This is a genomic window from Kitasatospora sp. NPDC087271 (assembly GCF_044744605.1).
Lineage (GTDB): Bacteria > Actinomycetota > Actinomycetes > Streptomycetales > Streptomycetaceae > Kitasatospora.
This window is the reverse complement of sequence record NZ_JBIUYQ010000035.1, coordinates 24,531-46,769: the sequence shown is the minus strand read 5'-3', so window position 1 is coordinate 46,769 and position 22,239 is coordinate 24,531. Positions and strand designations below refer to the sequence as shown.

General features: G+C 73.9%; 27 protein-coding genes. 10 read left to right on the top strand and 17 right to left on the bottom strand.

Features of this window, described 5'->3' with window-relative positions; translation table 11 throughout:
* Positions 1 to 64: 64 nt before the first annotated feature.
* The 6 genes from ACIO9K_RS34840 to ACIO9K_RS34815 form a co-directional block, all read right to left on the bottom strand.
* Positions 65 to 958 carry a phosphotransferase gene (locus ACIO9K_RS34840; RefSeq protein WP_400335787.1) on the bottom strand — a complete coding sequence of 298 codons (894 nt, stop codon included), beginning with the start codon at positions 956 to 958 and terminating at the stop codon, positions 65 to 67.
* A gap of 84 nt (positions 959 to 1,042) precedes the next feature.
* Positions 1,043 to 1,570, bottom strand: a complete 528-nt coding sequence (locus ACIO9K_RS34835) for a transposase (protein WP_400335785.1) — start codon at positions 1,568 to 1,570, stop codon at positions 1,043 to 1,045.
* Positions 1,567 to 2,106, bottom strand: coding sequence for a winged helix-turn-helix domain-containing protein (locus ACIO9K_RS34830; RefSeq protein ID WP_363589629.1), 540 nt, complete (start codon positions 2,104 to 2,106; stop codon positions 1,567 to 1,569). Before ACIO9K_RS34830 ends, ACIO9K_RS34835 begins: the two co-directional genes overlap by 4 nt.
* Before the next feature lie 118 nt (positions 2,107 to 2,224).
* Entirely contained in the window at positions 2,225 to 2,377 is a 153-nt protein-coding gene (locus ACIO9K_RS34825; RefSeq protein WP_400335754.1) for a hypothetical protein, read from the bottom strand.
* A 61-nt stretch (positions 2,378 to 2,438) separates the two neighbouring features.
* A complete protein-coding gene (locus ACIO9K_RS34820; RefSeq protein ID WP_363588149.1) occupies positions 2,439 to 2,648 on the bottom strand; it encodes a DUF397 domain-containing protein in 210 nt (69 codons plus the stop codon).
* The gene (locus ACIO9K_RS34815) at positions 2,633 to 3,472 is read right to left on the bottom strand and encodes a helix-turn-helix transcriptional regulator (RefSeq protein ID WP_363588151.1); all 840 of its coding nucleotides are present in this window, start codon (positions 3,470 to 3,472) and stop codon (positions 2,633 to 2,635) included. The genes ACIO9K_RS34820 and ACIO9K_RS34815 overlap by 16 nt, the downstream gene beginning before the upstream one ends.
* 118 nt (positions 3,473 to 3,590) lie before the next feature.
* Here ACIO9K_RS34815 and ACIO9K_RS34810 point away from each other — a divergent pair, with 118 nt between their 5' ends.
* The 3 genes from ACIO9K_RS34810 (at position 3,591) to ACIO9K_RS34800 (ending at position 4,582) form a co-directional block, all read left to right on the top strand.
* On the top strand, positions 3,591 to 3,788 hold the full coding sequence (locus ACIO9K_RS34810; RefSeq protein ID WP_363588153.1) for a hypothetical protein: 198 nt from the start codon (positions 3,591 to 3,593) through the stop codon (positions 3,786 to 3,788).
* A 2-nt stretch (positions 3,789 to 3,790) separates the two neighbouring features.
* Positions 3,791 to 4,039: a hypothetical protein gene (locus ACIO9K_RS34805; RefSeq protein ID WP_400335750.1), complete on the top strand. Its 249-nt coding sequence runs from the start codon at positions 3,791 to 3,793 to the stop codon at positions 4,037 to 4,039.
* A 75-nt stretch (positions 4,040 to 4,114) separates the two neighbouring features.
* The gene (locus ACIO9K_RS34800) at positions 4,115 to 4,582 is read left to right on the top strand and encodes an NUDIX domain-containing protein (RefSeq protein ID WP_400335748.1); all 468 of its coding nucleotides are present in this window, start codon (positions 4,115 to 4,117) and stop codon (positions 4,580 to 4,582) included.
* Between the two features lie 73 nt (positions 4,583 to 4,655).
* On the opposite strand, the gene ACIO9K_RS34795 is transcribed toward ACIO9K_RS34800, so the two are convergent.
* From ACIO9K_RS34795 to ACIO9K_RS34780, 4 genes are all read right to left on the bottom strand, one after another.
* A complete protein-coding gene (locus tag ACIO9K_RS34795) occupies positions 4,656 to 5,564 on the bottom strand; it encodes an aminoglycoside phosphotransferase family protein (RefSeq protein ID WP_400335745.1) in 909 nt (302 codons plus the stop codon).
* Between the two features lie 103 nt (positions 5,565 to 5,667).
* Positions 5,668 to 6,363, bottom strand: a complete 696-nt coding sequence (locus ACIO9K_RS34790; RefSeq protein ID WP_400335742.1) for a DUF6875 domain-containing protein — start codon at positions 6,361 to 6,363, stop codon at positions 5,668 to 5,670.
* Entirely contained in the window at positions 6,360 to 7,025 is a 666-nt protein-coding gene (locus tag ACIO9K_RS34785; RefSeq protein WP_363623892.1) for a hypothetical protein, read from the bottom strand. Before ACIO9K_RS34785 ends, ACIO9K_RS34790 begins: the two co-directional genes overlap by 4 nt.
* Before the next feature lie 87 nt (positions 7,026 to 7,112).
* Positions 7,113 to 8,492 carry a pyridoxal phosphate-dependent decarboxylase family protein gene (locus ACIO9K_RS34780; protein WP_400335739.1) on the bottom strand — a complete coding sequence of 460 codons (1,380 nt, stop codon included), beginning with the start codon at positions 8,490 to 8,492 and terminating at the stop codon, positions 7,113 to 7,115.
* Positions 8,493 to 8,750: 258 nt separating this feature from the next.
* On the opposite strand from ACIO9K_RS34780, the gene ACIO9K_RS34775 reads away from it, so the two are divergent.
* Positions 8,751 to 10,259: a multicopper oxidase family protein gene (locus ACIO9K_RS34775; protein WP_400335736.1), complete on the top strand. Its 1,509-nt coding sequence runs from the start codon at positions 8,751 to 8,753 to the stop codon at positions 10,257 to 10,259.
* A gap of 119 nt (positions 10,260 to 10,378) precedes the next feature.
* Here ACIO9K_RS34775 and ACIO9K_RS34770 read toward each other — a convergent pair whose 3' ends face one another.
* Positions 10,379 to 11,869: an FAD-binding protein gene (locus ACIO9K_RS34770; protein ID WP_363623897.1), complete on the bottom strand. Its 1,491-nt coding sequence runs from the start codon at positions 11,867 to 11,869 to the stop codon at positions 10,379 to 10,381.
* A gap of 63 nt (positions 11,870 to 11,932) precedes the next feature.
* Entirely contained in the window at positions 11,933 to 12,337 is a 405-nt protein-coding gene (locus ACIO9K_RS34765; RefSeq protein ID WP_400335734.1) for a hypothetical protein, read from the bottom strand.
* Between the two features lie 279 nt (positions 12,338 to 12,616).
* On the opposite strand from ACIO9K_RS34765, the gene ACIO9K_RS34760 reads away from it, so the two are divergent.
* Positions 12,617 to 12,916, top strand: coding sequence for a YciI family protein (locus ACIO9K_RS34760; protein ID WP_063352966.1), 300 nt, complete (start codon positions 12,617 to 12,619; stop codon positions 12,914 to 12,916).
* A 128-nt stretch (positions 12,917 to 13,044) separates the two neighbouring features.
* On the top strand, positions 13,045 to 14,685 hold the full coding sequence (gene pgm / locus ACIO9K_RS34755) for a phosphoglucomutase (alpha-D-glucose-1,6-bisphosphate-dependent) (protein WP_363623901.1): 1,641 nt from the start codon (positions 13,045 to 13,047) through the stop codon (positions 14,683 to 14,685).
* Positions 14,686 to 14,874: 189 nt separating this feature from the next.
* Here the strand turns inward: pgm and ACIO9K_RS34750 are convergent, their stop codons facing one another.
* On the bottom strand, positions 14,875 to 15,282 hold the full coding sequence (locus ACIO9K_RS34750) for a MarR family transcriptional regulator (protein ID WP_363624086.1): 408 nt from the start codon (positions 15,280 to 15,282) through the stop codon (positions 14,875 to 14,877).
* A 194-nt stretch (positions 15,283 to 15,476) separates the two neighbouring features.
* Between ACIO9K_RS34750 and ACIO9K_RS34745 the strand changes: the two genes are divergently transcribed.
* A complete protein-coding gene (locus ACIO9K_RS34745) occupies positions 15,477 to 15,881 on the top strand; it encodes a nuclear transport factor 2 family protein (RefSeq protein ID WP_363589174.1) in 405 nt (134 codons plus the stop codon).
* A 34-nt stretch (positions 15,882 to 15,915) separates the two neighbouring features.
* On the opposite strand, the gene ACIO9K_RS34740 is transcribed toward ACIO9K_RS34745, so the two are convergent.
* Complete coding sequence (locus ACIO9K_RS34740) at positions 15,916 to 17,112, bottom strand: MFS transporter (RefSeq protein ID WP_363623903.1); 1,197 nt, start codon at positions 17,110 to 17,112, stop codon at positions 15,916 to 15,918.
* A gap of 111 nt (positions 17,113 to 17,223) precedes the next feature.
* Between ACIO9K_RS34740 and ACIO9K_RS34735 the strand changes: the two genes are divergently transcribed.
* Together ACIO9K_RS34735 and ACIO9K_RS34730 are read left to right on the top strand one after the other, a co-directional pair.
* Positions 17,224 to 17,592, top strand: coding sequence for an ArsR/SmtB family transcription factor (locus ACIO9K_RS34735; RefSeq protein ID WP_400335731.1), 369 nt, complete (start codon positions 17,224 to 17,226; stop codon positions 17,590 to 17,592).
* Positions 17,593 to 17,693: 101 nt separating this feature from the next.
* A complete protein-coding gene (locus ACIO9K_RS34730; RefSeq protein WP_363623907.1) occupies positions 17,694 to 18,950 on the top strand; it encodes a serine aminopeptidase domain-containing protein in 1,257 nt (418 codons plus the stop codon).
* 155 nt (positions 18,951 to 19,105) lie between these two features.
* Here the strand turns inward: ACIO9K_RS34730 and ACIO9K_RS34725 are convergent, their stop codons facing one another.
* Both ACIO9K_RS34725 and ACIO9K_RS34720 read right to left on the bottom strand, forming a co-directional pair.
* Positions 19,106 to 19,528: a tautomerase family protein gene (locus ACIO9K_RS34725; protein ID WP_363589180.1), complete on the bottom strand. Its 423-nt coding sequence runs from the start codon at positions 19,526 to 19,528 to the stop codon at positions 19,106 to 19,108.
* Positions 19,529 to 19,594: 66 nt separating this feature from the next.
* Entirely contained in the window at positions 19,595 to 20,296 is a 702-nt protein-coding gene (locus ACIO9K_RS34720) for an SDR family oxidoreductase (protein ID WP_363623911.1), read from the bottom strand.
* Between the two features lie 145 nt (positions 20,297 to 20,441).
* On the opposite strand from ACIO9K_RS34720, the gene ACIO9K_RS34715 reads away from it, so the two are divergent.
* Complete coding sequence (locus ACIO9K_RS34715; protein WP_400335728.1) at positions 20,442 to 21,080, top strand: TetR/AcrR family transcriptional regulator; 639 nt, start codon at positions 20,442 to 20,444, stop codon at positions 21,078 to 21,080.
* Between the two features lie 541 nt (positions 21,081 to 21,621).
* On the opposite strand, the gene ACIO9K_RS34710 is transcribed toward ACIO9K_RS34715, so the two are convergent.
* Positions 21,622 to 22,095, bottom strand: a complete 474-nt coding sequence (locus tag ACIO9K_RS34710) for a MarR family transcriptional regulator (protein ID WP_363623915.1) — start codon at positions 22,093 to 22,095, stop codon at positions 21,622 to 21,624.
* Between the last annotated feature and the right edge of the window lie 144 nt (positions 22,096 to 22,239).

Below are 22,239 nucleotides of genomic sequence, written 5' to 3'. Positions count from 1 at the left end.
CCGGCAACGGCCCCGGGCGGAGTCGGGAGCGCGCCTCACACCGCATGCCGAGCACAGGCGCGGGTCACTGCCACACGAGCAGCGCTTCGAGCTCCGGAAGCCGGCCGAACAGGTCGGGGAGGCCGCGCACGCCGTTGCGCGCGGACTCGTGGGAGAGCGCGAGGTCAGGACCGGTGCTCGCCTCGACACCGGCGAGGCACCGCAGGATGTTCCACCTCGTGTGCCCCAGCCAGCCGCCGATCATGAACACGAACCAGCTCGGACCTGGCGGCGGCAGCGTGCCGCCCCCCGCGACATAGCCGTCGAGGACCGAGCGGAAGACGGCGGGCTCGATGTGGTCGAAGCCCGGTCCCTTCGCGAGGCTGAGCGCGGTCGAGCCGAGCTCGCCGGACAGGTCGAGCGTTCCCGAGAGCTCCCAGTCGAGCACCACCGGCCGGCCCTCCCGGGCGAGCAGGTTCCACGGTTGGATGTCCCTGTGGGTCAGCACGACGGGGCCCGGCCGTTCGCAGGTGTCGACGAAGTGGGCGATCGCGAGGAACGTCTCGACGTGAGAGGCGAGTTCGTCGGCCCACGGCTGTCCGGTCGCCGCCGCCCGCGCGGCGAGTTCGGGCCAGTCCCGTGACGTCGGTTCCTCGACCGACACGTGGGTCCACGCGACGTCGAGCGCGTGGATGCGCGCGAGGATCCCGCCGATCTCGAACGCGTACGCCGCCGACACCGGTGCTTCCGGTACCTTCTCTCCCTCGACCCATCGGTGAACGAGCGTGTGGTGGCCGGCCGAGATCGGCTCCGGCATCGGGATGCCGGCGGCGAAGGCCGCCCGCTCAAACCTGAACACGTCCTCGGCGCGATAGGTCCAGCGGCGGTCGGCGAGGTTCAACTCCTTGACCGCGAAAGACCCTTGGTCGGTGTCGAGCCGGTACATCCGGTTGGCGAACCCGCCGTGGACGCGGATCATCGGCCCGATCGGCACGCCGAGATGCGAAAGGTTCACCCACGCATGCTACTGAAGTTGAATTCGTGATGTCGGTCTGAGATCTGGTCAGCCATCCATGATCAGGCCGGTGGTGGCGAGGCATCCGTCGATGAGGTGAGGGCGGTACTGGAGTCTCTTCAGGCTGCGCTTGACGGCTCGGGCGAGTTGGTCGATGTCGGCGGCGGCGAGGTTGCCAATGGTGCGCTTGACCAGCGACCAGACGCCCTCTTGCGGGTTGAGGTCGGGAGCGTACGAGGGGAGTTGGAAGACGGTCAGCCAGTCCTTGCTCGCCTTGATGAACTCCTGCATCGGCGGCATCAGGTGGGCACGCAGGTTGTCCCACACGAGCACGATCGGACCGCCGAGCTGGATGTGCGCCCGGATGAGCAGGTCCCGGTAGTCCTGCCAGGTCAGGCCCTTCTTCTCACCTTTGCGGCCCCGGTAGACGTGGAAGCTGTAGAACATCCGCGAGCGCTGACCGGGTTTGTAGCAGCTCAGCCCCGCCATGGAGACCCGGCCGCCTCCTCGGCCGCGCACCCGAACCACGGGCGTGCAGCCGACCCGACCCCAGGTCCGGGCGCGCGGCGGCCTCATCGACTGCCCGGCTTCGTCCTCGAAGACAAGCCAGGCCGCGCGGGCCGCCGCGGCGCTTTTACCCGCGGCCACGTCTCCTTCTTCCACAACTCGACGGCCGCGTCATCACGCTCGATGGCCCGGCGGGCCGGCTGCTGCCAGGACCAGCCGTGCCGCTTGAGCAGGACCCACGTGCCCTCCACGGTGTAGGAAACGTGGAACATCCGGCCGATCAGCGTCTTCACCCGAGCCAAGGTCCATCGCTGGTCGTCCCAGCCGTGGGCAAGCGGCCCACGCTCCAACTCCCGCTCCAGCCTCATGATCTGGGCATCGGAAAGCTTTGGACGACCCGGCGAACCCTTCGAGGCGATTCCTGCCGCGCCGTCCTCGCGCCACTGCCGGCGCCAGCGCTCCACCGAACGCACACTCACCCGCAGTGCGGCCGCGATGTCCCGATTCTTCTCACCGCCCTCGAAGCGATCCACGGCCTGCCGTCGGATCCGCTCCCGCGCGGCCCTCTCCGCGTCGGTCAAACCGCCACCCTGTGCATACCTCACAGCACACGACTACCGGGACCAACCCTCCAACGGCAGGCGAACGCTACTGCTTCACCCATCCGAGCGACATCACGAATTCAACTTCAGTAGTGCAGCGCCGCGTTGATCCTTCGGGGGTTCATGCGGCTTTGAGCGGGGAGCCGTCGTAGGTCCAGCGGTCGGGCTTGGCGGCGTGTTCGTCGTAGTCCAGGACGAAGTCGTCGATGCCTTCGGCCGGTTCCTCGCGGGAGGTGAACTGGCCGTGGCGCAGCAGGCGTCTGGTCAGTGCCATCGTCCCACCCCGAGATGGCCCCGCAGCCCCGGGTCGGGGCGGCGGGGCCCGGGAGTTGCTGCTACCGGGCGTCGAATTCGCCGGTGCGGACGGCGGTGACGAAGGCCTGCCAGGCGGGGGAGGGGAAGAGGAGGGCCGGGCCGAAAGGGTCTTTGGAGTCGCGGACCGGCATCACGCCGGTAAATCCGTCAGCGACCTCCACGCAGGTTCCTCCATTGCCGCCGCTGTACGAACTCTTTCGCCAGCGAGCGTCAGTCAGATTGACGTCCATTCCAGATCCCTCCGTACCACGCGGATCATCGAAAGTGAGTCGGCCTGGTTCAGGGCCTCGACCACAAGGCGATCGTAGCTCCTGGCCAGCGCCGAAACTGACTGGATATCCCGTTCGATGTAACCGCGTTGCTCGATCTCGCCGTAGCTGAGAATTTTGCGGTTCGGCATGGTAAGGAGTTGCACCACGCGAGTGAACGGCCGGTTCTCGCCCAGAGAGTACGGCGCCACCTGAATGACCACGTTGGGCCGATCAGCCAACTGTTCAAGGTGGAGCAGTTGCTCGATCATGACGTCCCGGCCGCCGACGAGTCGCCTCAGGCAGCTCTCGTCCAGCACCGCGTGCAGGACCGGAGGTGGAGTCCGTTCCAGGATGTGCTGTCGGGCAAGTCGGAAGTTGATACGTTCATCGGCCTGTTCTGGGAGTGCGGCGCCCTGCCTCACATATCCCGACTCAATCGCGGTTGCGTACGCGGGAGTCTGTAGGAGTCCAGGGATGACGTTGATCTCGAAGAGCTTGATCTGCTCCGCGCGGGCCTCGTAGTTGGCGTACTCCGGGAAGCCCTCCAACAACGTCGTGTGCTTGAGCTGCCAGTACATCAGTACGAGCGTGCCGCCGGTCTTGAGCTCCTGGTCGGCCAGCTCCGCCAGCTGCAGGCTCGGCGGCCGGTGCGCAAGTTCGACGTAGGACAGGTGCGATGCGGTGCACCCGACCTTCTTCGCCAGCTGGACCTGGGTGAGCCCAACTGCTTCGCGTGACCTGCGGAGTTGAACTCCGAAGGCGGCCCACGGGGACGAGGTCGGGTCGATGCTCTTCTTGTTCATGGAACTTCCCCAACTCACGGCTGCTCTGACAGCAAGTCGTATATCGCTTCCGATGCTAGGTGGTGCGGGGCCACCATGTGCACAGAACGTGAAACACTGATTGCGGAAGGTTATTCCCATGGCTGATGCCCAAGTCCCCCGCCTCCACGGCTACGGCGTGCGCTGGGACACCGAGACCCGCCTCTACCGGGTCCGGCACGAGCTCACCGGGGATTGGCTGCGCCAACCGGACGGTGAGCTCAGCGGGTTCGGCTCCTTCTCCGAGGCCTGGGGTGCCTGGCGCGTCTTCGAGGTCCACAAGCGGCCGGGGGAGTGAGCGTGTCCTCGATGCTCTCCCGCGCGACCGCCGACCAGCGGCGCCAGGCGGCCGACGTCCTCGACGACCTGACGACCGTCCTCGCCCTGGGCGGCGTCACGTTGCCGTCCGTCGAAGTCGACTGGGAGCACGGCCGCAGGACGGGCTGCTACCTGATCAGCCTCGGCTGCGCCCGCCCGTCCGCACTCCTGCGGGTCGTCGACCTGCTCCGCAAGGGGCTGCGCTACGAGCGCCTGACGCATGACGACTGAACTCCTCGCCCGCCTGCTCTGGTGGGCGGGCTTCTCCCTCCTGCTCCTCGCCGCCCTCAGAAGGTGAACCGCCCGATGCGTGACCCCCGTCTGCTCGCCAAGCCGCCGGTGTGCCGGCTCGGCTGCCTCGTCCTCGTGCGCAACCCGCGCGGCGACGTCCTGCTCGTCGACCCGGACTACATGGACGGCCTGATCCTGCCCGGCGGCGCCGCGCAGCCCAACGAGCCCCCGCACCTCGCCGCCGCCCGCAACCTGCACGCGGAGACAGGGCTCAACCTGCGTCTCGCCGACGTCCTCGCGGTCGACTTCACCCCGGCCGACCGCCACCTGGAGCGCCTCAACCTGGTCTTCGACGGCGGCACCGTGCGCGACGACGTCCGCCTCACCGTCCCGCCGCAGCACCGCAGCGGCCTGTTCGGCGCCCGCTTCGTCCCCGTCCGCCGGCTCCCCGACGTCATGGCGCCCTCCCAGGCCGCCCGCGTCAGCGAGGCGTTGGCGGGCCGGGCGCTGCCCGTCCTCCTCCACGGACAGCGCGCGACCTGAGGTCCGCCGTCCCGGCGCATCCGAGTCGGCGACCGACGCGTGCGGTGAACCCGTCCCGACCGGCCGGGACGGCTCACCGCGCGCCGGCGGCCTCCAGGATCGCGGACAGCCGCGCCAGGCATTCGCCGACGAAACCGGGATAGGTGCCCCAGTAGTACGACAGCCCGCCGACCCCGACGCCGACCGCCCACGCCCGGGCACGCAGCCACGTCACGTCGTCGAGGCCGAGGGCGTCCCAGTACGCCTGGCGGGCCGGGGACGGAAGGTCCCACACCGTGGCGTGCTCGGCGTCGGGAAAGCCGACCGACAGGCATCCGAAGTCGATGACCGCGTGCAGCCCGCCCTGCCGGACCAGCAGGTTGGAGGGTTTCAGGTCGCCGTGCAGCCACACCTGGCGCCCGGACGGCCCGGGCAGGTCGAGCGCGCTGCGCCACAGGTGCAGCAGGTGCTCGATGTCGAGGTCCAGGCCCGGGATCGTCCGGCACTTCTCGAAGCATGCGGTGATCGACTCGTCGCTGTCGCGCAGGTCGCCCCCGCGGTACCAGTGGAGCGCGCCGCGGCGGACGGCCCTCATGAGCGGGACGCAGTGCAGGCCCTTGACGACCGCCGCCAGGTCGGCCCCGAAGGCGGGCCAGTCGGTGACCGACCCCGGGCCGGGCTCCTCGCCGTCGATCCAGCGGTACACCGACCAGGCGAGCGGGAACACGGCGCTCGGGGCCCCGGCGTGCACCGGCTCCGGGACGCGGCACGGAAGGTGCGGCGCCAGCCGCGGCAGCCAGGTCAACTCCTTGCGCACGGAGTCCGCGCTCTGCGCCGTGCGCGGCAGCCGCACGAGCAGGTCGTCGCCGAGCCGGTACATCGTGTTGTCCGTGCCCGAGCCGGCCGGCGAGACGGACAGGTCGGCCCATTGCGGCCGCTGCTCCCGGAGCAGGGAGCGGACGACCGCCTGGTCCGCGAAGACCTCGTTCTCGTGAAGCGTCACGGTGAGAGCCTTCACGCCGGGCGCCACCGCCGCCAGCGATTTTCCCCGGGGGGCGCGCGCGGAGCCGGGCGCCGACCCGGCTCCGCGCGCAGGGGGCCGCGGCTCAGGCGGCGGTCAGGCGGGCGGTCCTGCGGTGTTCTGTCATGCCGGAGACCAGCTGGTCGCGGATGCGGGCGGGGACCTGGGGGGCGAAGCGGGCCAGGTAGTGGGCCAGGTGGGCCTCGTCGTCGACGAGGAAGGGCAGGTCGAAGACGAGGAGCTTGCGCACCGCCAGCAGCGGCACGGGCGCGCGCAGCGGCCTGAAGGAGCGGTTCCACAGGCCCCCCTCCTCGCAGACGGGGTGGAACTGGCCGATCATCAGGCCCTGTTCGACGAACTCGTCCTTGGCCTTGCGCTGCGCCTCGTCCAGCGCGGTGGAGTCGGCCCGGTCCAGGCCCGGCAGCACCAGCAGCACGGTCAGCAGCTCCCGGTCCGACTCCTCCGCCAGGCCGGCCAGCAGCCGGTCGTACCAGGCGCGCAGCTCGCCGACCAGCGCGGGCAGGTCGCCGCCCGCGCCGGTGTCGGCGACGGCGATGTGGAACAGGCCGCGGCGCAGCGAGGGCTGGGTGTAGGGGCAGACGGGGCCGCTGCGCCCGAGGTCGGGGTGGGCGGTGGTGAGGAAGCGCCGGCTCCAGGCGAGGATCTCGGCGGCCTCGGGGTGGTGGTCGGCGGCGCCGGCGTCGATCTGCTCGGCGGAGTAGACGCGCAGCGCGGTGTCGATGCGCAGCGCGGTGTCGATGTCGAGGGTGTGGGTGGTCATCGGGGGCCCCGCCACACGGGGGTCAGGCGGGGGCCGCCGGCGGGCAGGGCGATGGCCTCGCCGAAGCGGGTGAAGCCGCCGGCGCCGCAGACCCGGGCGCCGCCGGGGGAGCTGGTCTCGGCGTAGGCGGCCTGGCCGTCGTGGTCGACGCGGGCCAGGAAGGCGCGCAGGAGGGCGGTGCCGGTGCCGGTGTGGCGGGCGTCGGGGTGGGCGCCGACGAACGCCAGGTAGTGGTGGGGGCGGTGGCGCGGGTGGCGGCGGGCCTGGAGGCGGGTGATGGCGGCCAGGCGGCGGGCGGATTCGGGGTGGGCGTCGGCGTCGACGGCCGCGTCCAGGGCGCGGGCGGCCGCCTGGTCCTGCCCCCCGGGGTGCTCCCACACGCCGGGGGGCAGGAAGAGCAGCGCGCCGACGGGGGCGGCGTCGTCGGGGTGCTGGGCGGTCAGGGCGCCGCCGTGGGCCAGGCACTGGTCGACGTGGACGCGGAAGAAGGCGGGCAGGATGCGGGCGCGGTGGGCGTCGTCGGGGAAGGCCCAGCGGGTGAGCGGGTCGTCGTGGAAGGCGGCGGCGAGCACCCGGGCGAGGGCGGGCGCCTCCTCGGGTCGGGCGGGGCGGACCGCGGGGGCCGCGAGGGCGGCGCCCGGCGGGACGGTGGCGGTGGTCAACGGACACTCCTCGGCAGACAGGCGGCGGGCGGCGGGGCGGCAGGGCGGTCGTACGGGGGGCGCGCTCGTACGGGGGATGTCGGGGCCTCAGGGCCGGGCGGTGGCGAGCGCGGTCAGGCGCGCGTGCAGGGCGGGCAGGTGGTCCTCGGCCTCGGGCTTGATCAGGACGCTGCGCAGCACCGAGGCCCCGTCGGCGTCCGCTGCGGCCGCCGGGTGGCGGCGGGTGAAGTCGGCGGCGTCCACCCGCAGCAGGCTCAGGTAGAGCGGGTCCTGCTCGTCGGCCATGCCCTGGCGCAGCACGTGCCGGCTGGCGGCGTCGACGGCGGACATCGGCGCCCCACCCGGGGTGGGGTGGTAGGTGACGATGTCCAGTTGCGGGCGCTGGTGGAGGGTCAGGTGCGGGCTGTCCTCGATCAGATCCGCCCAGGCCAGAGCCGCGCGCCGCCCGCCGGCCAGGACGGCGCCCAGGCCCTGGGGGGTGAGCGGCAGCAGTTGCAGGGTCAGCCACAGGGCGGCGGCCGCGGCGCCGGCGCGCGAGCATTCCAGGCTGATCTCGCCCAGGTGCAGTTCGGCGTCGGTGAAGTAGGTGTAGGGGGAGTCGTGGGCGAAGTGGCGGCCGATGTCGGGGTCGGCGAACAGCACCGCGCCGCAGCCGTAGGGCTGGAGGCCGTGCTTGTGCGGGTCGACGGTGACGGAGTCGCAGCCGGCGATGGCCCGCCACGGCGCCGGGTCCAGCCCGAGGGCGGCGGCCTGGGCGTCGTCGGTGGCCAGCAGGGCGAAGAACCCGCCGTAGGCGGCGTCCACGTGCACCCGCACCCCGTGGCGGCGGGCCAGTGCCAGCACCTCGTGCACCGGGTCGACGGCGCCGAGCCCGGTGGTGCCGGCGGTGACGACCACCGTGCCGACGCGGCCGGTGGCGAGCAGGGCGGCCAGCGCGTCGACGTCCATGCGCCCGTCCGCGTCGCAGGCCACCGCGTGGCCCTCGATGCCCAGGACGTGGCACATGCGGCTGTGCGTGTAGTGGGCCTGCGCGCTGTAGGCGACGCCGAGCCCGGGGTGGCTCTGGCGGGCCACGTACAGGGCTTCCAGGTTGGCGATGGTGCCGCTGCTGGTGAGGTGGCCCACGTGGCGGGGCAGGCCGAACATGGCGGCGAGCTGGGCGACGCACTCGCGTTCCATGTCGTTGGTGGCGGGCCCGCCCTCGTAGGCGTGGTTGTTGGGGTTGAAGCGCATCGCCGTCAGGTAGCCGACGACGGCGGCCGGGTGCGGCGGCTTGACCATCTGCCCGGCGTAACGGGGGTGGAAGAACGGGTAGTTGTGCTCCAGGCGCTTGGCGAAGCGCTCGAACGCGGCGGCGAAGTCCGCGTCGTCCACCTGGTGCGAGGGATGCGGGCTGTACGGCCCGAACCGCTCTCCCCACTGCTCGGCGACCTCGGCCGCCCTCGGCAGCCAGTACCGCAGGTCCACGCTCCGGCCCTTCCCTTCGAGGGATCCTCCAGTGTTCTGCGAGCCACGGTGACCGCCCGCCGCAAGCGGCCCGCAACACCCGCAGCTCACCGCGCGCCCCGCCCGCGACCCGCCCCGCGCGGTCCACCGGGCCTCAGCCGGACCCCAACCCGGCGCAAGGATCCGCTGCTGCAATCACCCCCGGAACCCGCCCCCGCCCCACCCGCCGGGGCCGCACGGGCACACCGCCACACCGGGCCGGCAGCAGGAGGACGCGCGATGGTGACCAGACGCAGGATGATCGGCGCCGCCCTGGCGACCGGGGGAGGGGTCCTGCTCATGCGCACCACCCTGCGCCCGGCCGCCTCCGTCGAGACCGCCGCCGCCGCGGCCGCCCACACCCACCCGGGCCCCGCCGCCTCCGCCGCCGAGGCCGACCCGGGCCCCGACGCCGGCCCCACCCTGGCACCGAAGTTCACCGCCGCGATGCCCCTGCCCCCGGTGCTCGCCCCCGTCTCCACCGACGGCGCCGCCGACACCTACGCCGTCACCATGCTCAAGGCCTACGCCCGCATCCTGCCCGGGCACCGCACCGACGTCCTCACCTACAACGGCGCCTTCCCCGGCCCCGTCATCCGCGCCCGCTCCGGACGCCCGGTCGTGGTGCGCCAGACCAACCTGCTGGACGACCCCGTCTCCGTCCACCTGCACGGCGCCCGCGTCCCCGTCGCCTCCGACGGCGGCCCCATGAACCTCCTGGACACCGGCGCCACCCGCACCTACACCTACCCCAACGACCAGCCCCACGCGAGCCTGTGGTTCCACGACCACGCCCACCACCTGGAGTCCGAGCACGTCTACCGGGGCCTGGCCGGCACCTACCTGATCACCGACGCCACCGAAGCCGCCCTGCCGCTGCCCGCCGGCCGCTACGACCTGCCCATCGCCCTGCGCGACGCCCGCTTCGACCCCCAGGGCCGCCTCGTCTACCGCATGGACGACCCCCTCAACCGCACCACCATCCTCGCCAACGGCCGCCCCTGGCCCAAGGTCGAGGTCGCCGCCCGCAAGTACCGGCTGCGCCTGCTCAACTCCTCCAACCTGCGCTTCTTCTCCCTGCGCCTGGCCGACGGCGGCCCCCTCACCCAGATCGGCTCCGACGGCGGCCTGCTGGAACGCCCCCACATCACCGACACCGTCGACCTCTCCCCCGGGGAGCGCGCCGACGTCGTCGTCGACTTCTCCCGCTACCCGGTCGGCTCCAGCATCGTCCTCACCAACTCCATGCCCCCCGGCCCCGCCGAACACGTCGGCCAGGTCCTGCGCTTCGACATCACCCGCGCCGCCGACGACCCCAGCCGCGTCCCCGCCCAGCTGCGCACCCTGCCCGCCCTGGGCGCGGCGGCCCGCGAGCGCACCGTGGTCCTGGAGTACCAGGAGAAGCCCGGCGCCGCCCCGCTCGGACTGATCGACGGCAAGGTGTACGACCCGGCGCGGGTGGACGCCTCGGTGGCGTTCGGCACCTCGGAGATCTGGACGGTCGTCAACGCCAACAAGGACGTCCCGCACAACTTCCACCTGCACCTGGTGCAGTTCCGGGTGCTGGCGCGCAACGGCGCCGCGCCCGGCCCGGCGGAGTCCGGCCTGAAGGACACCGTGCGCCTGCTGCCGGGGGAGAGCGTGCGCCTCCAGGCCCTCTTCGACTCCTACCGCGGCCGCTACCCCTACCACTGCCACCTGCTGGACCACTCCGCGATGGGCATGATGGCGCAGCTGGAGATCACCTGACCCCCTTTTACCCGCCCCCCCGGCGGGGGCCGCCCGCCCCCGCCGGGCCGCCCGCCCCCGCCGGGCCGCCCGCCCCCGCCGGGCCGCCCGCCCCCCGCGGGCGGCCCGGGGCCCGGCCGTCAGCCGGCGTGGATGCCCTGGCCCGGCGCCAGGATCCCCGCCGGATCCCACCGCCGCTTGGCCCGCTCCACCCGCTCCCACAGACCGCCGTAGTGGCGCCGCCAGTCCGCCCCCGTCATCCCCGGCACCGCCCCGATCAGGTAGCGCTTGCCGCCCAGCGCCACCGCCCGGTCGTACAGCCGCCGGTTGCGCTCCAGCATCGCCGCCGTGTCCGCCCCCGGCGCCGGGAACGCCAGCAGGTCGAAGTGCCAGCCCACCGGCTCCTGCGGCAGCACCGCCAGCGGCGCCCCCACCCGCGCCCGCGCGTACGGGTAGAACAGCAGCAGCCCCGCCCCCAGGTCCGCCGCCGTCAGCAGCGCGGTCGCCTCCCGCATGAACACCCCCACCGTCGAGGCGGGCAGGAACAGGCTCAGCCACGGCTTCGGCAGCCCCCAGAACCCGGCCGCCCGCAGGTACCCCGCGAACGCGTCCACCCGGAACGCGTACTCGCGCCAGCTCTGCTCCACCACCGTCGTCTCGCCCGGCACCCCGTGCAGCCCCGCCAGCAGCGCCTCCCGGTCCACCGCCCGCCCCGCGTCCCCGTAGGCCACCAGCTCCGCCGTGTAGCGCCACCGCTGCCCGTCCGCGCTGCGCACCACGTTGCCGACCTGGAGGTCGAAGCGGCCCTGGGCCAGCACCTTCTCCTGGTCCGCGCGGTAGAGGTCCGCGTCGTCGTAGGCCAGGGTGAACACGGTGGCGCGCTCGCGCGCCGGCACCAGGGCGAGCGTGGCCCGCACGATGATCCCCACCTGCCCGCCGCCGGCCAGCACCGCCTCGAACAGCTCCCGGTTGTGCTCGCGCGAGGCCGTCACCAGCTCGCCGGTGCCGGTCACCACGTCCAGCGACCGCACGGTGTCCGCCTGCAGCCCGTGGCGCTGCACCGCCCCGCCGATGCCGCCCACGCTGAGCGTCCCGCCCACCGACAGGTGCAGGTAGTCCGTCAGGCACGGCGGCATCCAGCCCGCCGCCAGCGCCGCGTCCGTCAGCTGCGCCCAGGTGGCGCCCGCCTCCACCACGGCGAGCCCGGGTCCGACGGAGAGGATCCGCGACAGCCCCCGGGCGTCGATCGCGATGCCGCCGCGCGGGTTGGCCTGGCCGTAGCTGGAGTGCGACTCCAGCCCGCCGTCGCCGACGACCGCCTGGTCGCCGCTCTGCCCGTTGACCGCCACCGGGATGCGGTGGCGCCGGGCGAAGGCCACCACCTTCTGGACGTCGCGCACCGAGGCCGGGCGCAGCACCGCGCGGGGCGAGGCGGTGACCAGGTGCCCGAAGTCGGAGGAGAACCGTTCCACCTCGGCGCCCCGCAGGGCCACCGTGCCGTCCAGGGCCGGCAGTTGATCCACGTCCTCGCCCGGCTCGGCGGCCCAGGCGCGGGCGGCGGTGTTCCAGCCGACGACGGCGGCGCCGGCGCCGGCGATCAGTGCGCGGCGGGACAGACCTGAACTGCTCATACGAGAACTTCTCCGATCAGTCGTCAAATAGGGATTGTTGTACCGCAACCACCCCGCGACCACCTACCTCCCCGCACGCCCCTCCTGCTGCTCCCGCTCCAGCCCCGCCAGCGCGGCCGCGACGTACTCCCGCATCCGCACCTGGTGGGCCGGGGCGCCGGCGGGGATGTGCGCGCAGGCGGCCCGCGCCTCCTCCAGCAGCGCCCGCCGCGCCTCGGGCAGGTGCGCCACCCGCGGCGAGGCGGCCGCCGTCCACAGCACGTGGGCGAGCTTGTAGGCGTACACGCGCGGGCTGACCGGGAACAGCGCCCGGTACACCCACAGCCCCTCCGGGGCGTCCAGGACCCACTCGTTGTGGCTCAGCAGCCGCACCCGCGCCTTGAGCACCAGGTCCCTGTGCGCCACGTCCCTGCGCGCCACATCCTTGTGCGTCACGTCCTTGTGCGTCACGTCCCTGTGCACCGTCATCCTCGCGTCCCCCTTCGTCCGTTCACCGCCCACCGCCCCCGGCGCGATGCGGCCCGTGCGCAGCACGGCGCGCGCCCCGGCCGCCCTGGGCAGGGGGCCGGCGCGTGGCCGAAGGAGTGGATGCGGACGAGTCTGCGGGCTGCGCCCGCCCCCCGGCAAGGCGTGATCCGGGTGCTCTGCGTCCTACCGCAACCCCCCGCTGAACTGGCACAATGGGGTCCGGTACACGCCGCGAGCCCCGGCCGCGAGGCCCCTGCCGTGCGGGGCTAGCCTGGTCGCATGTTCGTACTTGAGCTGACGTACACCGCCCCGCTGGAGCGCATCGACGCCGCCCTGCCGCAGCACGTCGAGTGGCTGCGCGGGCACTACGAGGCCGGCACGTTCCTCGCCTCGGGCCGCAAGGTGCCGCGCGAGGGCGGGGTGATCATCGCGCTGGGCGAGGACCGCGCCGCGGTCGAGGAGCTGACCCGCACCGACCCCTTCGCCCGCGAGGGCCTGGTCGCCTACACGGTGACCGAGTTCCTCGCCACCACCACCGCGCCCGCCCTGGACGCCTACCGCCAGCAGCTGCCCGCCTGAACCCCGGCCTCTGAACCCCGGCCCCGCCGTGCCCCGCCCCGCCTCGCGGTTCGGGGCACGGTCGCGTTCTGGCTACGATCGGTGGCACGGGGCAAGGACGCGTACGGGAAGTTGGCGGGAGAAGACGGATGGCACACGCACGGGCCGGGCAGTTGGCGCAGCCGGATGACCTGGTGGATGTGGCGCGGCTGGTGACGGCGTACTACGCGCTGAACCCGGACCCTCAGGAGGTCGGCCAGCGGGTGGCGTTCGGCACCTCGGGCCACCGCGGGTCCTCGCTGGACGCCGCGTTCAACGAGGACCACATCGCCGCGACCACGCAGGCGATCTGCGAGTACCGGGCCCAACAGGGCATCGCCGGACCGCTGTTCCTGGGCGCCGACACGCACGCGCTCTCGGAGCCGGCGAAGGTGACGGCGGTGGAGGTGCTGGCCGCCAACGGCGTGCAGGTGCTGCTGGACGCGGCCGACGGCTACACCCCCACGCCCGCGGTCTCGCACGCGATCCTGGCCCACAACCGGCGCAGCCCCCGGGCGCTGGCGGACGGCATCGTCGTCACCCCCTCGCACAACCCGCCGCGCGACGGCGGCTTCAAGTACAACCCGCCCAGCGGCGGCCCGGCCGGCTCGCAGGCCACCGGCTGGATCCAGGACCGCGCCAACGAGCTGATCCGCGAGGGCCTGCGCGGCGTCAAGCGCGTCCCGTACGCGCGGGCGCTGGCGGCGGCGACCACCGGGCGCCACGACTACCTGGGCACCTACGTCGAGGACCTGCCCGCCGTGCTCGACCTGGACGCGGTGCGCGCGGCCGGGCTGCGCATCGGCGCGGACCCGCTGGGCGGGGCGTCGGTGGCGTACTGGGCGCGCATCGCCGAGACGCACCGCCTGGACCTGACGGTGGTCAACCCGGTCACCGACCCGACCTGGCGGTTCATGACGCTGGACTGGGACGGCAGGATCCGCATGGATTGTTCTTCGCCGTCCGCGATGGCCTCCCTGATCGGCCGCAAGGACGAGTACGCCATCGCCACCGGCAACGACGCGGACGCCGACCGGCACGGCATCGTCACCCCCGACGGCGGCCTGATGAACCCCAACCACTACCTGGCGGTGGCCGTCGACTACCTGTACCGCCACCGCGCGGACTGGCCCGTCGACGCCGCGGTCGGCAAGACGCTGGTGTCCTCCTCGATGCTGGACCGGGTCGCCGCCGACCTCAAGCGCGAACTGGTCGAGGTGCCGGTGGGCTTCAAGTGGTTCGTCGACGGGCTGGCGGAGGGCTCGATCGCCTTCGGCGGCGAGGAGTCGGCCGGCGCCTCGTTCCTGCGCCGCGACGGCGGGGTGTGGACCACCGACAAGGACGGCATCCTGCTGGCCCTGCTGGCCTCCGAGATCACCGCCGTCACCGGCGCCACCCCCAGCGCCTACTACCGCGAGCTGACCGAGCGCCACGGCGCCCCCGCCTACGCCCGCGTGGACGCCCCGGCCGACCGCGAGCAGAAGGCCCGTCTGGCCCGGCTCTCCCCGCAGCAGGTCACCGCGGGCGAGCTGGCCGGCGAGGCGGTGACCGCGGTGCTGGCCGAGGCGCCCGGCAACGGCGCACCGATCGGCGGCATCAAGGTGTGCACCGACAACGCCTGGTTCGCGGCCCGCCCCTCCGGCACCGAGGACGTCTACAAGATCTACGCCGAGTCCTTCCTCGGCACCGGCCACCTGGCCCGGGTGCAGGAGGAGGCCCGCGCCCTGGTCGGCGAGGTCCTCGGCGCCTGATCCCCGCGCCCGCGGGTGCCCCGGACCGGTTCCCCGGCCCGGGGCACCCGCGTTTTCCGGGCCCCTCCTTCCCGGAGGCGCTGTCCCGCGCGCCCCGTCGCCCCTTAACCCCGCCGCCCCGCGCGCCCCTTCGCCCCGCTGCTCCTTGGCTCCGCCGCTCCTTCGCTCCGCCGCCCCTTCGCCCCGTGCTCAGCCGAACGGGCCCTGCTCGGTGAAGCGCCGCAGCGACCGGGCGAACGCCTCGGCCTCCCCGGGCGGCCAGGAGGCGAGCGCCTCCTCGATGCCGCCGGCCAGGCGCCGGCGCATCACCGCCACGGTGCGCTCGCCGGCGCCGGTCAGGGTCAGCAGGGTGGCGCGCTGGTCGCGCGGGTCGGCCTCGCGGCGCAGCAGCCCGGCCTCCTCCAAGCGGGTGGCCCGGCGGCTGACCCCGGAGCGGTCCAGGCCGATCTCGGCGGCCAGGTCGGCGGCGCTGCGCGCCCCGGTGCGGGCCAGGCCGGAGAGCACGGGGTAGGTGACCTCGTCCACCGCCTCGCCCAGGCCCTCGGTCAGGCGCCGGTAGAGCGCGGCGCGGGCGGGGCGGCGCAGCAGGACGGCCAGGGCCTGGGCGACGGCGTCCCCGAGGCCGGAGGCAGTTTCAGGAACGGGGTCGGGGTCGGGGTCGGGGTCGGGGATTTCGGGGGAGTGGTCCACCCCCCGATCATAGCGTGCGCGACGCACGCGTTCCTGGGGTACGCTCATCCCATGAAGCGTGCGCCACGCACGCATTGTCGGATTCCGAGAAGGGAACCCCCATGCCCGCCACCGCCCCCCGCACCACCATCGCCGCCGCCCTCGACGACCTGCTCTTCACCCCCGGCCTCGACCTGGAGACCGCCGTCGAGCGCCACTTCACCCCCGACTACCGCCAGCGCACCGACGGCCGCTGGGACGACCGCGCCGCCTTCACCGACCACATCCGCCACCTGCGCGCCGTGGTCGCCTCCGGCCGCGTCGAGGTCCACGAGGAACTCCACGACGGCGACCGCACCGCCACCCGGCACACCGTCGACGTCCTCAAGACCGACGGCACCCAGGTCTCCATGGAGGTCTACCTCTTCGGCCAGTACGGCCCCTGCGGGCGCCTGCGCCGCATCGAGGAGACCACCCTGCTGCTCGCCGGAGCCGAGGCCGACCGCAACCTCGGCTCCGCCCGCTGAGACCCCGCCCGCTGAGACCCCGCCCGCCCGAGGATCAGGACCGCGACGGTGCCGGCGCCGGCACCGTCGCCTCCTCCTCCGTCGGCGCACCCGCCCGCGCGTCCCGCGTGGTCGCCGCCGCCGTCACCGCCGCCACCAGCGCCAGCCCCGCCGCCGCGAACGGGAACCACCGCCCGCCCAGCACCGCGATCGCCGCACTGCCCGCCACACCCCCGGCCGCCGTCCCCAGGTACAGCGCACTGCTGTTCAGCGAGATCAGCAGCGGCGCGTTCCCCGGATCGATCGACGCCAGCCGGTGCGGCAGCGCCACCGACACCGCCCACCCCGCCAGCGGCACCACCGCCGCGTACACCAGCGCCCCCGGCATGCTGCGCCCCAGCCACGGCAGCGCGGCGAACGCGCCCGCCGCCACCGTCGAGCCGGTGAGCAGCACCCGCCGCACCCCGACCCGGTCCACCAGGCGCCCGCCCAGCCAGCTGCCCGCCACCGACATCACGCCCGCCGTCAGCAGCACCAGGCTCAGCCGGTCCGCGTCGCCCCCGGTCGCCCCCGAGACGGCGGTGGCCAGGTAGATGTAGACGCACTGGAAGGCCAGGAAGAACGCCAGCGTGGTGGCCGCCGCCCCCAGCACCCGCCGCTGCCCCAGCGGGGCCAGGCGCGCCCGCAGCCCCGGCGCCGCCACCGGCGCCGGCAGGTCGCGCAGCAGCAGCGCCAGCCCCGCCAGCGCCGCCACGCCCAGCGCGGTGACCAGCCACATCGTCATCCGCCAGTCGCCGCGCCCCACCCAGGTGCCCAGCGGCACGCCCAGCGCGGTGGCCACCGTCATCCCGCCCAGTACGGTGGCCAGCGCCCGTCCGCGCCGCTCGGGGGCGACCAGGGTGGTGGCCACCGCGTTGGCGGTCGGCGTGTACAGCGCGGCCCCGGCCGCCGCCAGGACCCGGGTGGCCAGCAGCAGGCCGTAGTCGGGGGCGAGCGCGCTGAGCGCGTTGGCCGCGCTGAACACCGCGAGCGCGGTCAGCAGCAGCCGCCGGCGCGGCCAGCGGGCGGTGAGCGCGGCCAGCACCGGGGCCAGCAGCGCGTAGCCGAGCGCGAAGACGGTGACCAGCTGGCCCGCGGCCGGCACGGACACCCCCAGGTCGGCGGCGATCGGGCCGAGGATGCCGGCGACGACCATCGAGTCGGTGCCCATGGCGAAGGTGCCGAGGGCGAGCAGGAGCAGGCGTACGGGCATGGGAAAGCCCCCCGATTGTTTGACGATAGGGCAACAGTTTGACGCTCGTCAAACACTAGGGATGGGTGGATGATTGTCAAACCAATGTCCAGCCGACGAGGACCACGCGCCATGACCGAAGACGAGCGGCTGCCCCAGCCCGCCACCGCCGACATCGACCTCGTCACGGTCCTGCACGCCCTCGGCGACCCCGTCCGGATGACCCTGCTGCTCAGCTACGCCGACGGCGCCGAACACTCCTGCGCCCCCCGCGACCTGGGCCTGGACCACCTCCACAAGTCGACCGTCTCCCACCACATGCGCGTCCTGCGCGAGGCCGGCGTCACCACCACCCGCGTCGCCGGGCGCAACCGCTTCGTCAGCCTGCGCCGCACCGACCTCGACGCCCGCTTCCCCGGCCTGCTCGACGCCCTCCTCACCGGTGCGCCTGCCGCCCCTGCCGCCCCTGCCGCGCCCGCTGGGCCCGCCGTCTCCGGCTGAGGCCTGCGCCCCGGGGCCTATGCCCGCGGTCGTACCCGCCGCCCGGCAGCTCCTCCGCCGGCCCGACGCGCCCGCAGGGCCCGACCCGCCACCGTGGGCCCATGACCACCCCGCACACCGCCGCCGCCCCGCACACCGTGACCGCCCCACGGGTCGGCCGCCGCAGCGCCCTGGCCGCCCTGGCCGCCACCGCCCTGCTCACCGCCGCGGGCACCGTCCCCGCCCGCGCGGCCACCCGCGCCGCCGCCCCGCCTTCACCCCCGGACCGGCCCCCGCGCCTGACGCTGCCCGCCCCCACCGGGCCCCACCCCGTCGGCACCACCACCCTGCACCTGGTCGACCCCGCCCGCCCCGACCGCTGGGCCCCCACCCCGCGCCCGCGCGAACTGCGCACCCGCCTCTGGTACCCCGCCGCCCGCGTCGCCGGCCACCCCCGCGCCCCCTGGATGAGCCCCGCCGAGACCGCCCACCTGGAGACCGCCTACTTCCAGGTCCCCGCCGCGAGCCTGGACTGGCCCACCACCCACGCCCACACCGACGCCCCCGCCGAGACCTCGTGCCGCCACCCCGTCGTCCTCAACTCCCACGGCTCCGGCGGCGACTCCGCCTTCAACACCGCCCTCGCCGAGGAACTCGCCTCCCACGGCCACGTCGTCGCCGCCGTCGACCACACCTTCGACGCCGGCGAGACCGAATTCCCCGGACACCGCCTGGAAGTGCGCGACAAGGCCGCCGTCCAGGCCATGACCGACGCCGACATCGTCGCCTACCGCGCCGCCGACGTCCGCCTCGTCCTCGACCGCCTCACCGACCTCGCCGCCGACCCCGACGCCGATCACCGCCCCCTGCCCGCTGGCCTTGCCCAAGCCCTCGACCCGGACGCCGTCGCCATGTTCGGCCACTCCATGGGCGGCGCCACCACCGCCCAGGCCCTCCACGACGACCCCCGCATCCGCGCCGGAGCCGTCCTCGACGGCCCCCTCTTCGGCACCTGCGCCACCGCCGACCAGCCGCGTCCCCTGCTGCTCATGGCCTCCACCTGGGCCAGCCCCGCCCGCGACGCCATGTGGGACACCCTGTGGCCCCACCTGACGGGCTGGCGCCGCCGGCTCACCCTCACCCGCTCCGGCCACCTGTCCTACACCGACCTCCAACTCCTCGTCCCCCAGGGGCAGGACGTGATCGCCTGGCCCGCCGACCAGCTGGAGCACTTCCTCGGCACCGGCGACCCGCTGCGCGCCGTCACCGCCCAACGCGCCTACCTCACCGCCTACTTCCAGCTCCACCTGCGCCGCCGCCCCACCACCCTCTTCGACGCCCCCTCCCCGCGCTACCCCGAGATCACCCTCGACGCCTGAACCCGCCTGAACCCGCCTGAACCGGCCAGGACCCACCGCCCGAGGGGTGCCGGGGCGGTGGGTCCTGGAGTGGGAAGTCGGCCTGTCCGACTTCCCACGGCGGCGCCGTGCCGGGGCGTCCGTCGACAGGAGACCGGCAGGAGGCCGGCAGGGGATCAGTAGGGGATCGGGCGGTTCTCGCGGGCCCACAGCTGTTCGGCCTCGCTCTGGGACGGGGGCGGGGCGATCCCGTTGATCATCCACAGGTCCCGGGGCGTCTCGTCGATGTGGAACTCGCAGTACAGGCCGCGCCCGGTGGTGTGGGGCGCGAGGAGGGCGGCGAGGGCCTCCCGGGTGCGCTTGCGCAGGTCGGGGTCCTCGGTGTGCCGGGCGATGTGCTCGACCACGATCCGCACCGCGTCGTGCGCGGGCTGGTCGCCCACGTGGAAGGAGTCGGCGCCGATCTCGTGGAAGAGCGTCATCACGTAGAACTTCGGCAGCCCGAAGCGGGTGTAGAACCCGGTGATGTCGGCGGCGAGCTGCTGCTTCTGCCCGGGGGTGTAGGTGCCGGGAGGGTGGTAGACGTGCCACAGCGGCATGGGTGTTCTCCTCGGTGTCGGCCGGCGGTGGCCGGCGGGTTTCGACGGGTTTCGGCGGGGCGCGGTTCAGCGGCGGATGGGGATGGTGAGGCCCTCCACCGGGCCGGGGAGCGCGGACTTGAGCGCCCGGGTGAGGTCGTCGACGAGGACTTCGCGATCGCCGCGCTCGACGCCGTCCAGGACGATGCGGGCCACCTCGGCGGCCGGGATCTTGTCGACGGGCAGGGCCGCCACCATCTCGGTGTCCGCGAAGCCCAGGTGCACGCCGACGACCTGGGTGTGCTGGGCGGCGAGCTCCAGGCGCAGGGAGTTGGTCAGGGACCACAGGGCGGCCTTGGAGGCGCCGTAGGCGCCGGCGCCCGCGCCCCAGGACAGCGCGGAGTGGATGTCGACCAGCGCCCCGCCGCCACGGGCCGCCAGCACCGGCGCGAAGGCCCGGGCGATGCGCAGCGGGCCCAGGACGTTGGTGTCGAAGGTCGCCTGGACCTGCCGCAGGTCGCCGGTGAGCAGCGCTCCCGGGTACAGGACGCCGGCGTTGTTGAAGACGAGGTCGACGTCCTGGACGCGCTCGGCCAGGGCGGCCACCGAGGCGTCCTCGGTGACGTCCAGGGCCAGGACCTCCACCCGCCCGTCCTCGCTGGGCACGGGGGTGCGGGCGGTGGCGTAGACCTTCTTCGCGCCGCGCGCCAGCAGTTCCCCGACGAACGCCCGGCCGAGGCCGCGCAGGCCTCCGGTGACCAGGGCGGTGGAGCCGTCGATCACGGTCATGTGCGTGTTCCTCGCTCTCGGAAGGCGGCGCCCGCAGCCGGAGCACCGCAACGTTTAGATTATTACCATCATCTAAACTGGATGGGGAAGCCCGGATGGGAAAGTAGGACCACCACCACCGCAGGACGAGGAAAGGAACGCAGGCATGCCCCGCGTGTCACGGGCCGAGGCCGAACGCCACCGCCAGGAGGTGATCGACCACACCGCCAGACTGATCCGGGAGCAGGGCTCCGACCAGGTCAGCGTCCCCCAGGCGATGGCCGCCGCAGGCCTGACGCACGGCGGCTTCTACCGGCACTTCACCTCCAAGGACGACCTCGTCGCCCAAGCCCTCACGGCCGCCTTCACCGAACGCCGCGAAGCCATGGACCGCCTCGCCGACCACCCCACCCCCAACCCGGCCGCCGCCGACCCGACCGCGCCCCAACACCCCACCCCCCGCGCCGAGTTCCTCGCCCGCTACCTCTCCACCCCCCACCGCGACAACCCCGGCCAGGGCTGCGCCGCCGCAGCCCTGGCCGCCGACGCGGCCCGCGCCGAACCCGGCTCCCCGCTGCGCACCGCCTTCACCGCCGGACTGCGCGACCTGGCCGACGGCTTCCAGCACCTGCCCGACGCCGCCGACCGCGAGAGCGCCCTCGCCGACCTGTCCACCATGGTCGGAGCCCTCCTCCTGGCCCGCGCCAGCGAGGACCCCGCCCTGTCCGACGAACTCCTCGCCGCGGCCCGCCACCGCCTGACCACCCCCGCCGCGGACGCGGACACGGGTGCGCCGTCCGCGTAGGGCCCGCAGGCTCAGCCCGTGATCGCGCGCACCCGGCCGGGGTCCGGGTGCGGCTCGTACGCGGTGCTGCACTCGCTGATCAGCGTGCCCGCCTTCGCGCCGCAGGGGCACAGCTGGTTCATGCCGCTCGGGCCGTCGGGGCGGCAGCCCCCCGGGAATGCCTCCCACCGGGATGCGGCTGGAGTGACGGTGCGTCATCGGGGTGCAGGACCGCGGTGTTCCGGGGCCCCGCGGACACCGGGAACCCGTCGCCGTCCGGATCGCCGACGCAGGGACCCCGGCGAAGACCGGCAGGCATGCGTCGGAGGGCGCGAGCGGGGCGCCCCACGGCCCGGGTTCCAGGGCGAAGAAGCCGGGCAGTCTGGTCAGCGGTCCGGCGATCGGGGGCGGTCGCAGGCCGCGCACGCGAACACGGTCACGGTCGCAGGCCGCCCACGCGAACACGGTCACGGTCACCCGGCGTTCCCGACACCCGGCGCGCGCCCTGCCGACCGGGCAGGACCTGGCCGCTGCGCCGGGGGAGTGCGGGGCCCGCGCCGATCTACCGGCCCGGCGGGCGGCCTCCGGCCGGGCCGGGCGGCTGGCCGGGGCAGAGGCGGGTGGCCAGTTCGAGCAGGTCCCGGAGGGCGTGCTGCTGGGGGGCGGTGAGTCCGGCCAGCGGCGAGTCCTGGGTGAGGAACGCGAGCAGGCGCGTGCGCAGCGCCGCGCCCTCGGCGGTGAGGACGAGGTGCTTGGCGCGGCGGTCGGTGGGGTGCGGTCGGCGCTCGACCAGGCCCTGCTTCTCCAGCCGGTCGACGACGAAGGTGGTGTTGGAGGGCTCGCAGTTCATGCGCTGGGCGAGTTCGCGCATGGTCAGCGGCCCGGTCATCTCCCGCAGCGCGGTCGCCTGGGGCGCGGTCAGGCCCAGGGTGACGGCGCGTTCGCGGACGTGGTCGGCGATCTGCTGGGCCAGCCCGTTCACCAGGCCGCACAGCTCCCATTCGGGGGTGGCCTGCGGTCGGGGGGGCGTCGTCATGGCTCCATCCTAGCGAGTCCATCAAGCCATCATATTTATCACTTGAACCTTTATATCTTGAATCTTTCTAGCTTGATGCTTACGGTGGCAAGGCCGCCGCCGTCGCCACCGGCCCGGCGGCGGACCGACACCGAAGAGGGGAAG

Coding starts and splice junctions, on each gene's coding strand:
- ACIO9K_RS34740 (WP_363623903.1), bottom strand. CDS start 17,112: ATGCCCGTACGCCTGCTCCTGCTCGCCCTCGGCACCTTCGCCATGGGC.
- ACIO9K_RS34745 (WP_363589174.1), top strand. CDS start 15,477: ATGCCCGCCACCGCCCCCCGCACCACCATCGCCGCCGCCCTCGACGAC.
- ACIO9K_RS34825 (WP_400335754.1), bottom strand. CDS start 2,377: ATGGCACTGACCAGACGCCTGCTGCGCCACGGCCAGTTCACCTCCCGC.
- ACIO9K_RS34735 (WP_400335731.1), top strand. CDS start 17,224: ATGACCGAAGACGAGCGGCTGCCCCAGCCCGCCACCGCCGACATCGAC.
- ACIO9K_RS34815 (WP_363588151.1), bottom strand. CDS start 3,472: ATGAACAAGAAGAGCATCGACCCGACCTCGTCCCCGTGGGCCGCCTTC.
- ACIO9K_RS34725 (WP_363589180.1), bottom strand. CDS start 19,528: ATGCCGCTGTGGCACGTCTACCACCCTCCCGGCACCTACACCCCCGGG.
- ACIO9K_RS34790 (WP_400335742.1), bottom strand. CDS start 6,363: ATGACCACCCACACCCTCGACATCGACACCGCGCTGCGCATCGACACC.
- ACIO9K_RS34775 (WP_400335736.1), top strand. CDS start 8,751: ATGGTGACCAGACGCAGGATGATCGGCGCCGCCCTGGCGACCGGGGGA.
- ACIO9K_RS34820 (WP_363588149.1), bottom strand. CDS start 2,648: ATGGACGTCAATCTGACTGACGCTCGCTGGCGAAAGAGTTCGTACAGC.
- ACIO9K_RS34760 (WP_063352966.1), top strand. CDS start 12,617: ATGTTCGTACTTGAGCTGACGTACACCGCCCCGCTGGAGCGCATCGAC.
- ACIO9K_RS34840 (WP_400335787.1), bottom strand. CDS start 958: ATGATCCGCGTCCACGGCGGGTTCGCCAACCGGATGTACCGGCTCGAC.
- ACIO9K_RS34730 (WP_363623907.1), top strand. CDS start 17,694: ATGACCACCCCGCACACCGCCGCCGCCCCGCACACCGTGACCGCCCCA.
- pgm (WP_363623901.1), top strand. CDS start 13,045: ATGGCACACGCACGGGCCGGGCAGTTGGCGCAGCCGGATGACCTGGTG.
- ACIO9K_RS34710 (WP_363623915.1), bottom strand. CDS start 22,095: ATGACGACGCCCCCCCGACCGCAGGCCACCCCCGAATGGGAGCTGTGC.
- ACIO9K_RS34835 (WP_400335785.1), bottom strand. CDS start 1,570: ATGAGGCCGCCGCGCGCCCGGACCTGGGGTCGGGTCGGCTGCACGCCC.
- ACIO9K_RS34715 (WP_400335728.1), top strand. CDS start 20,442: ATGCCCCGCGTGTCACGGGCCGAGGCCGAACGCCACCGCCAGGAGGTG.
- ACIO9K_RS34770 (WP_363623897.1), bottom strand. CDS start 11,869: ATGAGCAGTTCAGGTCTGTCCCGCCGCGCACTGATCGCCGGCGCCGGC.
- ACIO9K_RS34800 (WP_400335748.1), top strand. CDS start 4,115: ATGCGTGACCCCCGTCTGCTCGCCAAGCCGCCGGTGTGCCGGCTCGGC.
- ACIO9K_RS34810 (WP_363588153.1), top strand. CDS start 3,591: ATGGCTGATGCCCAAGTCCCCCGCCTCCACGGCTACGGCGTGCGCTGG.
- ACIO9K_RS34765 (WP_400335734.1), bottom strand. CDS start 12,337: ATGACGGTGCACAGGGACGTGACGCACAAGGACGTGACGCACAAGGAT.
- ACIO9K_RS34720 (WP_363623911.1), bottom strand. CDS start 20,296: ATGACCGTGATCGACGGCTCCACCGCCCTGGTCACCGGAGGCCTGCGC.